The sequence below is a fragment of the Delftia sp. PE138 genome (assembly GCF_018320755.1).
Lineage (GTDB): Bacteria > Pseudomonadota > Gammaproteobacteria > Burkholderiales > Burkholderiaceae_C > Comamonas > Comamonas tsuruhatensis.
Genome location: NZ_JABEPN010000002.1, coordinates 150,851 through 165,355, shown reverse-complemented (window position 1 = coordinate 165,355; position 14,505 = coordinate 150,851). Strand labels below are relative to the sequence as shown.

At 67.4% G+C, this 14,505-nt stretch carries 11 protein-coding genes; all 11 read left to right on the top strand.

Going from position 1 to position 14,505, the window contains the following annotated elements:
* The first annotated feature begins 35 nt into the window (after positions 1-35).
* Positions 36-2,927: an aminomethyl-transferring glycine dehydrogenase gene (gene gcvP / locus HFGMBDPB_RS09665; protein ID WP_126312576.1), complete on the top strand. Its 2,892-nt coding sequence runs from the start codon at positions 36-38 to the stop codon at positions 2,925-2,927.
* A 155-nt stretch (positions 2,928-3,082) separates the two neighbouring features.
* Positions 3,083-5,311, top strand: a complete 2,229-nt coding sequence (locus tag HFGMBDPB_RS09660) for a PAS domain-containing hybrid sensor histidine kinase/response regulator (RefSeq protein WP_017404836.1) — start codon at positions 3,083-3,085, stop codon at positions 5,309-5,311.
* A complete protein-coding gene (locus tag HFGMBDPB_RS09655) occupies positions 5,308-6,009 on the top strand; it encodes an RluA family pseudouridine synthase (RefSeq protein WP_126312575.1) in 702 nt (233 codons plus the stop codon). Before HFGMBDPB_RS09660 ends, HFGMBDPB_RS09655 begins: the two co-directional genes overlap by 4 nt.
* Before the next feature lie 340 nt (positions 6,010-6,349).
* On the top strand, positions 6,350-7,471 hold the full coding sequence (locus HFGMBDPB_RS09650; RefSeq protein ID WP_016446333.1) for a branched-chain amino acid ABC transporter substrate-binding protein: 1,122 nt from the start codon (positions 6,350-6,352) through the stop codon (positions 7,469-7,471).
* Positions 7,472-7,571: 100 nt separating this feature from the next.
* Entirely contained in the window at positions 7,572-8,498 is a 927-nt protein-coding gene (gene livH / locus HFGMBDPB_RS09645) for a high-affinity branched-chain amino acid ABC transporter permease LivH (protein WP_016446334.1), read from the top strand.
* A complete protein-coding gene (locus tag HFGMBDPB_RS09640) occupies positions 8,498-9,736 on the top strand; it encodes a high-affinity branched-chain amino acid ABC transporter permease LivM (RefSeq protein WP_016451503.1) in 1,239 nt (412 codons plus the stop codon). The genes livH and HFGMBDPB_RS09640 overlap by 1 nt, the downstream gene beginning before the upstream one ends.
* A gap of 52 nt (positions 9,737-9,788) precedes the next feature.
* The gene (gene livG / locus HFGMBDPB_RS09635; RefSeq protein WP_016446336.1) at positions 9,789-10,556 is read left to right on the top strand and encodes a high-affinity branched-chain amino acid ABC transporter ATP-binding protein LivG; all 768 of its coding nucleotides are present in this window, start codon (positions 9,789-9,791) and stop codon (positions 10,554-10,556) included.
* Between the two features lie 8 nt (positions 10,557-10,564).
* A complete protein-coding gene (locus HFGMBDPB_RS09630) occupies positions 10,565-11,266 on the top strand; it encodes an ABC transporter ATP-binding protein (RefSeq protein ID WP_026062223.1) in 702 nt (233 codons plus the stop codon).
* A 167-nt stretch (positions 11,267-11,433) separates the two neighbouring features.
* Entirely contained in the window at positions 11,434-12,354 is a 921-nt protein-coding gene (pdxK, locus tag HFGMBDPB_RS09625; RefSeq protein WP_212645314.1) for a pyridoxine/pyridoxal/pyridoxamine kinase, read from the top strand.
* Positions 12,351-13,127, top strand: coding sequence for an SDR family NAD(P)-dependent oxidoreductase (locus tag HFGMBDPB_RS09620; RefSeq protein ID WP_212645313.1), 777 nt, complete (start codon positions 12,351-12,353; stop codon positions 13,125-13,127). Before pdxK ends, HFGMBDPB_RS09620 begins: the two co-directional genes overlap by 4 nt.
* Positions 13,128-13,419: 292 nt before the next feature.
* Positions 13,420-14,394, top strand: a complete 975-nt coding sequence (locus HFGMBDPB_RS09615; protein ID WP_016451500.1) for a hypothetical protein — start codon at positions 13,420-13,422, stop codon at positions 14,392-14,394.
* The last annotated feature ends 111 nt before the right edge of the window (positions 14,395-14,505 follow it).

Genomic DNA, 14,505 nt, shown 5'->3' with positions numbered 1-14,505 from the left:
CCTGGCGCTTTTCAGCTTTTGAGACAGGTCCCTCCATGCTGATGCCCTCCACCCAGCCCCTTGCCGCCCTCGAGAACGCCACCGAATTCGTGGCCCGCCATATCGGCATCGCGCCCGAAGACGAGGCCCACATGCTCAGCGCCATCGGCGCGGCATCGCGCGATGCGCTGATCGACGCCATCGTCCCGCCCTCCATCCGGCGCCACCAGCCCATGGCGCTGCCGCCAGCGGCCACCGAGGCCCAGGCGCTGGCCGAACTCAAGGCGCTGGCAGGCCGCAACCAGTTGCTCAAAAGCTTCATCGGCCAGGGCTACTACGGCACGCACACGCCCGGCGTCATCCTGCGCAACATTCTCGAGAACCCCGCCTGGTACACGGCCTACACGCCCTACCAGGCCGAGATCTCGCAAGGCCGCATGGAGGCCCTGGTCAACTTCCAGACCATGGTCTGCGACCTGACGGCCATGCCGATTGCCAACGCCTCCATGCTGGACGAGGCCACGGCGGCCGCCGAGGCCATGACGCTGGCCAAGCGCTCCGTCAAAAGCAAGAGCAACCGTTTCGTGGTGGCCGGCGATGCCCACCCCCAGACCATCGAGGTGATACAGACGCGCGCCGCGCCGCTGGGCATCGAGGTGCTGCTGGCCAACTCGCTGGAGGAATGGAACCAGCTGATGGAGGGCGACTACTTCGCCGTGCTGGCCCAGTACCCTGCCACCAGCGGCCGCATCGACGATCTGCGCGCCGACGTGGACAAGGCCCATGGCAAGCAGGCCGCCTTCATCGTGGCCACCGACCTGCTGGCGCTGACCCTGATCACGCCGCCCGGCGAATGGGGAGCCGACATCGTGGTGGGCACCACCCAGCGCTTTGGCATGCCCATGGGCGCCGGCGGCCCGCACGCCGCCTTCATGGCCTGCCGCGACGAGTTCAAGCGCTCCCTGCCCGGCCGCCTGGTCGGTGTGAGCGTGGACGTGCACGGCAAGCCCGCCTACCGCCTGGCACTGCAGACGCGCGAGCAGCACATCCGCCGCGAAAAGGCCACCTCCAACATTTGCACGGCCCAGGTGCTGCCCGCCGTGGTGGCCAGCATGTACGCCGTCTACCACGGCCCCGAGGGCCTGGAGCGCATCGCCCGCCGCGTGGCCTCGTACACGGCCATCCTGGCGCGCGGCCTGGCCGAGCTGGGCGCGCCGCTGCGCGAGGCGCCCAGCTTCGACACGCTGAGCCTGCACACGGGCGCGGCCACCCAGGCCATCGTGGAGCGTGCCGTGTCCCTGGGCGCCAACCTGCGCGTGTATTTCAAGGAATACCTGTGCATCTCGCTGGACGAGACCACCACGCGCGCCGATGTCGAGCTGCTGTGGAAGATCTTCGCCCGGGACGGCCAGGCCCTGCCCAGCTTCACCGCCTTCGAAAAGGGCGTGGAGCCGCTGATTCCCGACGGACTGCGCCGCAGCAGCGCCTTCCTCACGCACCCGGTGTTCAACACCCACCGCTCCGAGACCGCCATGCTGCGCTACATCCGCCAGCTGTCGGACAAGGACCTGGCGCTGGACCGCAGCATGATCCCGCTGGGCTCCTGCACCATGAAGCTCAACGCCACCAGCGAGATGATTCCCATCACCTGGCCCGAATTCGCCCAGGTGCACCCCTTTGCCCCGGCCGACCAGCAGCAGGGCTATGCGGAACTGGACAAGCAGCTGCGCGACTGGCTGTGCCAGGCCACGGGCTACGCCGGCATCAGCCTGCAGCCCAATGCCGGCAGCCAGGGTGAGTACGCGGGCCTGCTGGCCATCAAGGGCTGGCATGCGAGCCGGGGCCAGTCGCACCGCAACGTCTGCCTGATTCCCAGCAGCGCCCACGGCACCAACCCCGCCAGCGCGCAGATGGTGGGCATGCAGGTGGTGGTCACCGCCTGCGACGCCAACGGCAACGTCGACATGGCGGACCTGGCGGCCAAGTGCGAGCAGCACAGTGCCAACCTGGCCTGCATCATGATCACCTACCCCAGCACGCACGGCGTGTTCGAGACCCAGGTCAAGGAGCTGTGCAAGCTGGTGCATGACCACGGCGGCCGCGTCTACGTGGACGGCGCCAACATGAACGCCCTGGTGGGCCTGGCCGCGCCGGGCAGCTTCGGCGGCGATGTCAGCCACCTGAACCTGCACAAGACCTTCTGCATCCCGCACGGCGGCGGCGGCCCGGGCGTGGGCCCCGTCTGCGTGGTCGAGGATCTCGTGCCCTTCCTGCCCGGCCATGCCACCACGGGCCTTGCGGGCGGCACGGGCGCGATCAGTGCCGCGCCGCTGGGCAATGCGGCCGTGCTGCCCATCAGCTGGATGTACATCCGCATGATGGGCGCCCAGGGCCTGACCCTGGCCACCGAGACCGCCATCCTCAGCGCCAACTACATCAGCGCCCGGCTGCGCGACCACTACCCCACGCTGTACGCGGGCGAGCACGGCCATGTGGCGCACGAGTGCATCCTGGACCTGCGCCAGTTCAAGGAAAGCACGGGCGTCATGGCCGAGGACGTGGCCAAGCGCCTGATCGACTACGGCTTCCATGCGCCCACGCTGTCCTTCCCCGTGCCCAACACGCTGATGGTGGAGCCCACCGAAAGCGAAAGCCTGTACGAGCTAGACCGCTTCGTGGACGCCATGATCGCCATCCGCGAGGAAATCCGCGCCATCGAGCAGGGCCGCCTGCCCCAGGACGACAACCCGCTCAAGAACGCGCCGCACACGGCCGAGACCCTGCTGGCTTCGGAATGGACCCACCCGTACAGCCGCGAGGCCGCCGCCTACCCCGTGGCTGCCCTGCGCCAGTCCAAGTACTGGTGTCCCGTGGGCCGGGTGGACAACGTCTACGGCGACCGCAACCTCTACTGCAGCTGCATCCCGGTCGACGCTTACCTGAGCTGAAGCACCTGCCACCCAAAGGGGCGCTTGTGGCGCCCCGGCCGGCGCGCGTACACTGCGGCCCTGCCCGCGCCGGGCCCCGGTCCATCTGCCGGACGCCAGGCGCGGGCGACCAGGATTTGTGCGGCAGATGCCGCTTTCCCCAGCGCCAGCACGCGATGAGCAGCCAAGACCCTTCCGACCAGCCTCGCGACGACGAGCACCTGCCCCTGCATGCCTTGCTGGCGCCCGGCGCCGACCTGCCCCCCGTCGAACGTTTCCCCTCCTTCCAGCCCGAAGACGATCCGCTGCAGGCCCTGGTCGCCGAGCTGCGCAACTACCAGCGCGAGCTGGAGATCCAGAACCGCGTGCTGGACTACAGCCAGGCCGTGGCCGAAAGCGCCTCCGAGCGCTTCGAAGCCCTGTTTGCCAGCATTCCCCTGCCCCTGCTGGTGGTGGACGAGCACGACATGGTGGTGCAGGCCAACGCCATGGCGCACAGCGCCTTCCAGCCCACCGAGCATGACCGGCTGCTGGTCAATTTCGCGCCCTTCGTGCACCCTGACGACGCCGAGCGCGTGCGCGAGACCTTCGTTGCGGCACGCGAGCTGGGCCGCACCGAGGCCCACGAGGTCTGCTTCGACATCACCGAGCAGCACCAGCTGCGCGCCGACCTGCATGTGGCCTGCATCGCCATTCCGCAGCAAAGCGGCCCGCCCATTGCGCAGTACCTGTGCGCCGTGGTCGACCAGGGTCCGCTGCTGGCCGAGCGCCTGGCGCTGCAGCAGCGCAACCACCAGCTGTTCCTGAGCGAGCGGCGGCTCGAATCGGTCATCAACTCGGCCCTGGACGCCATCATCTGCCTGGACCACGAGCAGCGCATCACCGTCTTCAATCCCACGGCTGCCGCCCTGTTTCTGTGTCCGCCGCACGACGCGCTGGGCAGTCCGCTGGAGCGTTTCCTGCCCGATGCGGCCCAGGCCCTGTCCTTTGCGCCACTGACCACGCAGGCCGTGCTGGGCGAGATGACGGCACGCACGGCCAGCGGCCGCGAAATCCCGGTCGAGGTCAGCGTCTCCTTCGAGCACCACAGCGGCGGCGAGACCACCACCGTGTTCGCGCGCGACCTCACCAGCCGCAAGAAGGCCGAGGCACAGCGCAACGAGCTGGAAGACCAGCTGCGCGAATCGCACAAGATGCAGGCCCTGGGCACCATGGCAGGCGGCATTGCCCACGACTTCAACAACATCGTGGGCGCCATCCTGGGCAATGTGGAGCTGGCCAAGGCCGACTGCGGCGGCAATGCCGCAGCCATCGAAAGCCTGCAGGAGATCGAAAAGGCCGGCCGCCGCGCGCGCGACCTGGTGCGCCAGATCCTGACGTTCAGCCGCAATGAACCGCCGCAGCGCAAGCCCGTGCAGGCGCGCGAGGTCATGGGCGACACGGCGCGGCTGCTGCGCGTGACCCTGCCGCCCGCCGTGGAGCTGCAGGTGCACGTGCCGCCGCAGATGCCGCCCATGCTGGCCGACGCCATGCAGGTGGAGCAGGCCCTGTTCAACCTGTGCACCAATGCCATGCACGCCCTGGGCGAGCGGCGCGGCCTGATCCAGATGGATGCCGACCTGGTGCGCCCGGACCAGCGCCTGTGCGAGCGCCTGGGCCTGCCGCCCGTCAGCTATGTGGCGCTGTCGGTGCAGGACAACGGCCCCGGCATGGACGCACGCACGCTGCAGCGCATCTTCGAGCCCTTCTTCACCACCAAGCCCGTGGGCCAGGGAACGGGCCTGGGCCTGCCCGTGGTGCACGGTGTCATGCGCAACCACGGCGGCGCCGTGGACGTGTACAGCATCCCCGGCCAGGGCAGCCGCTTCACGCTGTACTTTCCTCCGGCCGACCCCCTGACGCCGGCCGACTCTGCACCGGCCGAGCCCCTCGCCGCCCAGGCGCTGCCCAGCGCACCCGAGCCCCTGGCGGCCGCGGAAACCCCGACCGGCCCGCAGTTCGCCCTGCTGCCCGACCCGCAGGCCGCGCAGCAGCATGTGATGTACGTGGACGATGACCAGGCCCTGGTCTTTCTGGTGCAGCGCCTGCTGCGCCGGCGCGGCTACCAGGTCAGCGGCTTCACCGATCCGCACGAGGCCATCGAGGCGCTGCGCGCCGCGCCCCAGGACTGCGACCTGCTGGTCACCGACTACAACATGCCCGGCTACAGCGGCATCGACCTGGTGCATGAGGCCCTGTCCATCCAGCCGCAGCTGCCCATCGCGCTGGCCTCGGGCTACATCACCACCGAGATCGAGCAGGCCGCATTGGCTGCAGGCGCCAGGGCCCTGGTCCACAAGCCCAACGACGTGGAAGAGCTGTGCGCCACGGTGCACAGGCTGCTGAATGAGCGGGGAACGGCTTGAACCCTGAGCAACGCGATGGCGGCGCCAGTGCAGGTGACGGCGCAGGCGTCATCTGCCTGCACGAGGATGCCGAACTGCTGGTGCTGGACAAGCCCAGCGGCCTGCTGTGCGTGCCCGGGCGCGGCCCAGACAAGCAGGACTGCCTGAGCGCCCGCGCCCTGCAGCGCTGGCCCGATGCGCTGGTCGTGCACCGGCTGGACCAGGCCACCTCGGGCCTGGTGATCATGGCGCGCAGCCTGGCCAGCCAGCGCCTGCTGAGCGAGGCCTTTGCGCAGCGCCGCGTGCACAAGCGCTATGTGGCCGTGGTGGCAGGCAGCCCCGCCGCGCGGCAAGCCGGCGCATGGCAGAGCATCGACCTGCCGATTGCAGCCGACTGGGAGCGGCGCCCGCTGCGCATCATCGATGCCGTGCAGGGCAAGCCCAGCCAGACCCTGTGGCGCGCCCTGCTAGGCGCGCAAGCCACCGAAGTCCGGGATGCAATCACCACGCGGGTGCAGCTGCAGCCCGTGACGGGACGCACCCACCAGCTGCGCGTGCACATGGCCGCGCTGGGCCATCCCATCCTGGGCGATGCGCTCTATGCCGATGCCGCCGTGCAGGCGCTGTCGCCGCGCCTGCTGCTGCATGCGCAGCTGCTGGAGCTGGCGCATCCCCTGTCTGGCGAGACGCTGCGTTTCGAATCCGCCGCGCCGTTCTGATCCATCGCAGGAACACGCAAATCATCGCCACCGCGTACGTTGCTGCAATGCAACATTCAGCGTACGTGTTTCCCCTTCTTGCAGTTGGTCATATTGACTTCATGAAGCACCGTCAGGGTGCATCGTCGGCATCAGCCGTTTTCTTCGGCCAAAACAGCCCCCGCCCGACGGCGCAGGCCGCGATGGGAGCCTTAGCGAAAAGCCTGTTGCCGCGCCAGCCCCGGGATACCCTGTTGCCATTGGTAACCAGGCGATTAACCTGTGCTTCTTTGCGCGGCTAGCCCCTACAGGAGCCACCGCGTTTTTCAGAACGCTTTACCCAAAGTTGAAGGAAGTACTCATGAGCATTCCGTTCCGCATGCACACCGTCGTCGCCGCCCTGGGTTTGGCTGGCGCCGCCCTGTTCTCCACAGCGCATGCGCAAATCAAGATCGCCATGGTGGTTCCCACCACCGGCCCGCTGACGCAGTATGGCGACATGGTCAAGGAAGGCGTGAACACCGCCGTGGAAATGGCCAATGCGGCCGGCGGCGTCAACGGCAAGAAGATCGAGCTGGTGTCCGTCGATGACGCCTGCGAACCCAAGCAAGGTCCCGTGGCCGCCAACCGCGTGGTCAACGCCAAGATCGGCTACGTGATCGGCCCCGTCTGCTCGGGCGCATCGATTGCCGCAGCCCCGATCTACAACAACGAAGGCGTGGTCGTGGTGACCCCCTCGGCGACGTCCCCCGCCCTGACCGACGGCAAGAACTACCACTTCATCTTCCGCACCATCGGCCGCGATGACCAGCAGGGCCCGGCCGCCGCCAAGTTCATCCTGGAAAAGGCCAAGCCCAAGAAGGTTGCCGTGCTGCACGACAAGCAGTCGTATGGCCAGGGCATTGCATCCTCCGTGCGCGACGACCTGAAGAAGGCCGGCGTGGAAGTGGCCCTGTTCGAAGGCATCAACGCCGGCGACAGCGACTACTCCGCCGTCATCACCAAGCTCAAGAGCGCCGGCGTGGACTTCATCTACTACGGTGGCTACCACCCCGAAATGGGCCTGCTGCTGCGCCAGGCTTCCGAGCAGGGCCTGAAGGTCCGCATGATGGGCCCCGAAGGCGTGGGCAACCCCGAAGTCAACGCCATCGCCGGCAACGCCGTCGAAGGCATGCTGGTGACCCTGCCCGCAGACTTCTCGGCCAACCCCAAGAACGCCGCCGTGGTCAAGGCCTTCAAGGACAAGAAGCGCAATCCTTCGGGCGCCTTCCAGCTGACCGCATTTGCCGCCACGCAAGTGCTGCTGGACAGCATCAAGGCCGTGGGCGACAGCCCCGCCAAGGTGGCTGACCACCTGCACAAGTCCAACTTCGAGACCGTTCTGGGCTCGGTGGGCTGGAACAAGCAGGGCGACCTGAAGTCCTTCGACTTCCAGGTGTTCGAATGGCACAAGGACGGCAGCAAGTCGGTCGCTGCCAAGTAATCCCCCTCCGTCTGACTGACCGGGGCACGCATTCGGCGTGTCCCGGTCGTCTGCATCCTGGCCTTTTAGGCCTTTTCCTGTTTTGGGGCGGCATTACACCATGTCAGAACTCTTACCTCAGCTGATACAGCAGCTGTTCAACGGACTGTCCCTGGGCGCCATCTATGCCCTGATCGCCATCGGCTACACGATGGTCTACGGCATCATCGGGATGATCAACTTCGCCCACGGCGACATCTACATGATCGGGGCCTACATCGGCCTGGTCACGCTGTCGGCCATAGGCACGCAAAGCGGCCTGCCGGTGTGGGCCATCATCGGCCTGATGCTGGTGGTCTCGGTCTTCGTCACCGGCGTCTATGGCCTGGTGGTGGAGCAGGTGGCCTACAAGCCGCTGCGCCGCAGTCCCCGCCTGGTGGCCCTGATCTCGGCCATCGGCATGTCCATCTTCCTGCAGAACTGGGTGGCCCTGGGCCAGGGTGCGCGCGACATGGCCGTGCCCTCGCTGCTGCCGGGCGCGCTGCGCTTCGGTGCCGAAGGCGGCTTCGAGATCTATGTGCCCTACTCGCGCATCCTGATCATCGTGGTGGCCATCGTGCTCATGGTGCTGCTGACGCTGTACATCCGCCACTCGCGCATGGGCCGCGCCTCGCGCGCCTGCGCCCAGGACATGCACATGGCCAGCCTGCTGGGCATCGACACCAACCGCGTGATCTCGTTCACCTTCGTGCTGGGCGCCATGCTGGCGGCCGTGGGCGGGGTGCTGATCGCGCTGGCCGTGGGCAAGCTCAACCCGTTCATCGGCTTTCTGGCCGGCATCAAGGCCTTCACGGCCGCGGTGCTGGGCGGCATCGGCTCCATCCCCGGCGCCATGCTGGGCGGCGTGCTGCTGGGCGTGGCCGAGACCTTTGCGGCAGCCTACATCTCGTCCGAGTACAAGGACATCGTGGCCTTCGGCCTGCTGGTGCTGATCCTGCTGTTCCGCCCCACGGGCCTGCTGGGCAAACCTGAAGTGGAGAAGGTCTGATGAAAACCAAACCCACTTTGAACCTGCGCGACGCCCTGATCGCCACGGTAATGACGGCCGTGGTCGTCACGCCCATCTTCGGCCTGCACCTGGAACGCGCCGGCACCCGCACCATCATCAACCCCGACTGGACGGTGGTGGCCTGGGCCTGCGCCCTGGTCTTCCTGGTGCAGCTGCTGCGCCCGCTGATCGCGGCGAAGATGCCCAAGGTCTCGCTGCCCTCGCTGCCGCAGGCGCGCCCCAGCCACCGCAACGGCCTGATGCTGGCGGCCCTGCTGATCGCCGTGTCCTGGCCCTTCTTTGCGGGCCGCAACGCGGTGGACATCGCCACGCTGGCCATGATCTACGTGATGCTGGGCCTGGGCCTGAACATCGTCGTGGGCTTTGCCGGCCTGCTGGACCTGGGCTTCGTGGGCTTCTACGCCGTGGGCGCCTACACCTATGCGCTGCTCTTCCACTGGGCCGGCTGGTCCTTCTGGGAAGCGCTGCCGCTGGCCGGTGCCGCTGCCGCGATGTTCGGCTTCGTGCTGGGTTTTCCGGTGCTGCGGCTGCGCGGTGACTACCTGGCCATCGTGACCCTGGGCTTTGGCGAGATCATCCGCCTGCTGCTGGTCAACCTGACCAGCATCACGGGCGGGCCGGACGGCATCTCCAGCATCCCCAAGCCCACGGTGCTGGGCCTGGAGATGACGCGCACCCCCTCCACCGAGGGCGGCACGACGTTCCACCAGTTCCTGGGGCTGGAGTTCAGCTCGCTGCACATGGTGATCTTCCTGTACCTGATGGCACTGCTGCTGGCCGTGGTCACGCTGTGGATCTCCAACCGCCTGGTGCGCATGCCCATAGGCCGCGCCTGGGAGGCACTGCGCGAGGACGAGATCGCCTGCCGCTCGCTGGGCCTGAACCCCATGAAGATCAAGCTGTCGGCCTTCACGCTGGGCGCCATGTTCGCAGGCTTCGGCGGCGCCTTCTTCGCGGCGCGCCAAGGCATCGTCAACCCCGAGTCCTTCACCTTCATCGAGTCGGCGCTGATCCTGTCCATCGTGGTGCTGGGCGGCATGGGCTCGCAGCTGGGCGTGATCATCGCGGCCATCTTGCTGACGGTGCTGCCCGAGCTGGCGCGCGAGTTCTCCGAGTACCGCATGCTGATCTTCGGCCTGGTGATGGTGCTGATGATGGTCTGGCGCCCGCAGGGCCTGCTGCCCATGCGCCGTCGCCATGTGGAGGTGCGCTCATGAGGCATGCCGACACCATGATTTTTGGGACAACAGATAGCAGCAAGGGCCGGCAATGAGCGAGTATTTGCTAGAAGTCAAAGACCTGTGCATGCGCTTCGGCGGCCTGCTGGCCGTGGACCACGTGGGCTTCAACGTGCGTCCGCAGGAAGTGTTTGCCATCATCGGCCCCAACGGCGCCGGCAAGACCACGGTGTTCAACTGCATCAGCGGTTTCTACCAACCCAGCAGCGGCTCCATCGCGCTGGACGGCAGCGCCATCGAGGGGCGCAGCAGCCACCACGTGGCCAACCACGGCGTGGTGCGCACCTTCCAGAACGTGCGCCTGTTCAAGTCCATGACGGTGCTGGAAAACCTGCTGGTGGCACAACACCGCCGCTCCGGCGTCAACCTGCTGTCGGGCCTGTTCAACACGGCGGGCTACCGCCGCAGCGAAGAGGAAAAGATCGAGAGCGCCCTGCACTGGCTGGACGTGATGGGCCTGCGCGAGTTCGTCAACCGCGAGGCCGGCAACCTGGCCTACGGCCACCAGCGCCGCCTGGAGATCGCGCGCTGCATGATCACCAAGCCGCGCGTGCTCATGCTTGACGAACCCGCCGCCGGCCTGAACCCGCAGGAGAAAAAGGACCTGCAGGGCCTGATCGACCAGCTGCGCCGCCAGTACGGCATTGCCGTGCTGCTGATCGAGCACGACATGGGCCTGGTCATGGGCGTGTCCGAGCGCATCCTGGTCATGGAGTACGGCAAGCCCATCGCCATGGGCCTGCCGGATGCCATTCGCAACGATGAACGGGTCATCAAGGCCTATCTGGGAGAAGCCTGATGCCTGCCATGCTGCAATTGGAGAACATCTCCACCCACTACGGCGCCATCTGCGCGGTCGACAGCGTCAGCCTGCACGTCAACCAGGGCGAGATCGTCTCGCTGATCGGCTCCAACGGCGCCGGCAAGACCTCGCTGCTGATGACGGTGTGCGGCAACCCGCGCGCCAGCTCGGGCCGCATCTCGTTCGAGGGCGAGGACATCACCCAGCTTCCTTCGCACCACATCATGCGCAAGGGCATTGCGGTCTCGCCAGAAGGGCGGCGCATCTTCTCGGACCTCACGGTCACCGACAACCTGAAGATGGGCGGATTCTTCCTGGACAAGCCGCAGATCGAGGCCGGCATCGAACATGTGTTCGGCCTCTTCCCGCGCCTGCGCGAGCGCGCCCACCAGCGCGCCGGCACCATGTCGGGCGGCGAGCAGCAGATGCTGGCCATCGGCCGCGCGCTGATGAGCAAGCCCCGCCTGCTGCTGCTGGACGAGCCCACGCTGGGCCTGGCGCCGCTGATCATTGCGCAGATCTTCGAGATCATCCAGACCATCCGCGCCGCTGGCGTCACGGTCTTCCTGGTCGAGCAGAACGCCAACCGCGCCCTGCAGATCGCCGACCGCGGCTATGTGCTGGAGACCGGCAAGGTGGTGCTGGAGGACACCGGCGCCAACCTGCTGACCAACGACGCCGTGCGCCGCGCCTACCTGGGCGCCTGACAACGCACAGGCGCCCAGCGCTCCACGGGCCCGCCCTTTGGCGGGCCTTTTTCTTTTCACACGCAGATCGCACAGTGGTCTGGTCCTGCGCGGCCGATTGTGGGGTCTGCGGCCTGGGCGCAGGCGTTATAAAACACGTCCCTGCCTCTCATTGCTCCCCCACGCCCATGAACGCCCCCGCCCCCCAAGACATGCTGCACCCCCTGGCCATCGACGTGGTGTCCGTGCAGTCCCAGGTCGTCTACGGCCGCGTTGGCAACAACGTGGCCATGCCCACGCTGCAGGCCCTGGGACTGGCGGCGGCGGCCGTGCCCACGGTGGTGTTCAGCAATACGCCGCACTATCCCAGCATCCACGGCGGAGCAATTGCCGCCGAGTGGTTTGCGGGCTATCTGCAGGACCTGGGCGCGCGCGGCGCGCTCGGGCAACTGCAGGCCGTGCTGGCCGGCTACCTGGGCGGGCCGGACCAGGCCGGGCTGCTGGCGGACTGGGTGGCGGGCCTGCTGCAGCAGCGCCCCGGCCTGCGCGTGGTGGTGGACCCGGTGATCGGCGACCACGACAGCGGCATCTATGTGGACCCCGCCATGGTCGAGGCCTACCAGCGCCACCTGCTGCCCCTGGCCGACGGACTGACACCCAACCATTTCGAGCTGGAACGGCTGACCGCGCGCCCTGTGCACGGCATGGACGATGTGGTCCAGGCCGCGCGCAGCCTGCTGACCGGCCGCACGCAGTGGGTGGCCGTGACCAGCGCGGCGCCCGAGCTGGGCGGCGAGCATGCACTGCGCATGCGCGTGGCGCTGGTCACGCGCGAGGACGTGCATGTGGTCACCCACGCGCGCGTGGATGCGGTGCCCAAGGGAACGGGCGACTTGTTCAGCGCCGCGCTCACCGGCCACTGGCTGCAGGGCGCCAGCCTGCGCGAGGCGGCCGAGCGCGCCTGCGAACGCATCGTGCAGGCGCTGGAGCGCACGCGGCAGGCGCGCAGCGCCGAGCTGCTGCTGCCCTCGGACCCCGTCGCCGCCAGGGCAATGACCGCGCAGGCAGCACCGGCAACACGGGCACAAGCGATACCATCGCCCGCATGAACAATGCATCGCCTCTTCTTTCCCTGACGATTCTCACGGGCGCTTCGCGCGGCATGGGCCTGGCCATGGCCCGGCAACTGCTCGATGCCGGCCATGAGCTGGTCACGCTGTCGCGCTCCACCAGCGAAGACCTGAACCGGGCCGCCGCCACGGCAGGCGCCCCGCTGCAGCAGTGGAGCGTGGACCTGGGCGAGCCCGAGGCAGCGGCCCGCAGGCTGGGCGAATGGCTCGCCGGGCTGGACGCCACGCGCTACGCCAGCGTCACCCTGATCAACAACGCGGGCGTGATTCCGCAGATCGCGCCGCTGTCGCAGCTGCGGCCCGCCGACATCGCCCAGGCCATGCGCGTGGGACTGGAGGCGCCCATGCTGCTGACGGCCGCCTTCCTGGCCGCCACCGAAGGCTGGACGGCCGTGCCGCGCAAGGTGCTCAACATCTCTTCCGGCCTGGGGCGGCGCGCCATTGCCTCGCAGGCCTCCTACTGCGCGGCCAAGGCCGGCATGGACCATTTCAGCCGCAGCTTGGCGCTGGACGAGGCGCTCAAGCCCCACGGCGCGCGCATCTGCTCGCTGGCGCCCGGCGTCATCGACACCGACATGCAGGTGCAGCTGCGCAGCGCCGATGCCGCAGCCTTTCCCGACGCAGGCAACTTCGCCCAGCTCAAGGAGGGCGGCAAGCTGTCCACGCCCGAGCAGGCCGCCACCCTGGTGCTGGGCTGGCTGCAGCGCGCGGATTTTGGCGAGCAGGTCGTGGCCGACGTGCGCCAGCCCTGAACGTACGGGTCTGGCAGGCCCGATGCAGCAATGAAAACACCGGCAGCAGACAGAAACATATCGCCGTGCTGCCGGAAACAATCCAGCCATTCGCCCTGGAAAATATTCCGCAAGTTTTACCGGTTGCAGGAATCATTTTCCATATCCAGGCCGCGCATTGCCTTGGAAACCGTCATCTGGCAAAGGATGACGTTTTTCGTCTGAGTTTGCCAGTCCTGCTTTTCCAATCCTCCTACAGTGGCATTTATTTCGGCTGGCAAGAATGGGGCACTCAACTCCAGGAAATCCAGCCATGTCCATTGCCTATTCCGATCCCCTGGCAGCGCCAGTGGTCCCTGCGGCCAATACATCCGTCAGCGGTGTTTCATGGGCGGCGATATTCGCGGGCGCCATGGCGGCGGCCTCGCTGTCGCTGCTGCTGTTCATTCTGGGCACGGGCCTGGGCCTGTCGTCTGTCTCGGTATGGACCGGCCAAGGCATGGATGCCGGCGCCCTGGGGTGGACGGCCGTGGCCTGGATCGCCTTCACCCAGCTGGCCTCCGCCGGCGTGGGCGGGTACCTGGCCGGGCGGCTGCGCACCCGCTGGCAAGGCGTGCATACGGACGAGGTCTACTTCCGCGACACGGCCCACGGCTTTCTGTCCTGGGCGCTGGCCACGCTGGCCATGGTGGCCCTGATGGGCGCTGCGGCCGGTGGTGCGGTGTCCGGCGCCTTCAAGGCGGCGCAGACCGTGGCCACCAGCGCCTCCAGCGTGGTGGGTGGCGCGATCGGCGCCGCCGGCGGTGCGGCTGCTGGCGGTGCCGCAGCCATGGCCGGTGCCTCGGGCGCCGATGCCTCGCCCCAGGGCCTGGCCTACTGGACCGGCAGCCTGTTCCGCAATTCCGCGGCAACCTCCGGCAGCACAACGCCTGCCGACATGGCCAGCGCCACGCGGGAGGCCGGCGTGATCTTTGCCCAGTCGCTGCGCACCGGCCAGCTTTCTGCGGCCGATGAGCAATATCTGGCCCAGCTGATTGCGCGCAATTCCGATATTCCGGTGGAAGAAGCGCAAAAGAAAGTGCGAAGCACCTTTGATTCCGTACAGATGCAGATAAAGCAGGCCGAGCAAAAGGCAGAAGAGGCCAAGCAAAAGGCCAAGCAGGCCGCTGAAGAAACGCGAAAGGCCACCGCCCATTCCATGCTCTGGCTGTTTGTTTCCCTGATGCTGGGCGCCTTTGTGGGCAGCCTGTGCGCCACCTGGGGTGGCCGCCAACGCGATGCCATTTGATTTTGCATCGCAGTCAACACCATCCAACCATTCATTGAACGGAGGCCATTCATGCGATCCATACTGCTTTTTCTTCTGGGCGTGCCCATTCCCATCATCATTTTGATTGCA

Excerpts from the sequence above, each read along its gene's own strand:
- HFGMBDPB_RS09620 (WP_212645313.1), top strand. The coding sequence starts at position 12,351 with ATGAACAATGCATCGCCTCTTCTTTCCCTGACGATTCTCACGGGCGCT.
- HFGMBDPB_RS09650 (WP_016446333.1), top strand. The coding sequence starts at position 6,350 with ATGAGCATTCCGTTCCGCATGCACACCGTCGTCGCCGCCCTGGGTTTG.
- livG (WP_016446336.1), top strand. The coding sequence starts at position 9,789 with ATGAGCGAGTATTTGCTAGAAGTCAAAGACCTGTGCATGCGCTTCGGC.
- HFGMBDPB_RS09630 (WP_026062223.1), top strand. The coding sequence starts at position 10,565 with ATGCTGCAATTGGAGAACATCTCCACCCACTACGGCGCCATCTGCGCG.
- pdxK (WP_212645314.1), top strand. The coding sequence starts at position 11,434 with ATGAACGCCCCCGCCCCCCAAGACATGCTGCACCCCCTGGCCATCGAC.
- gcvP (WP_126312576.1), top strand. The coding sequence starts at position 36 with ATGCTGATGCCCTCCACCCAGCCCCTTGCCGCCCTCGAGAACGCCACC.
- HFGMBDPB_RS09615 (WP_016451500.1), top strand. The coding sequence starts at position 13,420 with ATGTCCATTGCCTATTCCGATCCCCTGGCAGCGCCAGTGGTCCCTGCG.
- HFGMBDPB_RS09660 (WP_017404836.1), top strand. The coding sequence starts at position 3,083 with ATGAGCAGCCAAGACCCTTCCGACCAGCCTCGCGACGACGAGCACCTG.
- livH (WP_016446334.1), top strand. The coding sequence starts at position 7,572 with ATGTCAGAACTCTTACCTCAGCTGATACAGCAGCTGTTCAACGGACTG.
- HFGMBDPB_RS09640 (WP_016451503.1), top strand. The coding sequence starts at position 8,498 with ATGAAAACCAAACCCACTTTGAACCTGCGCGACGCCCTGATCGCCACG.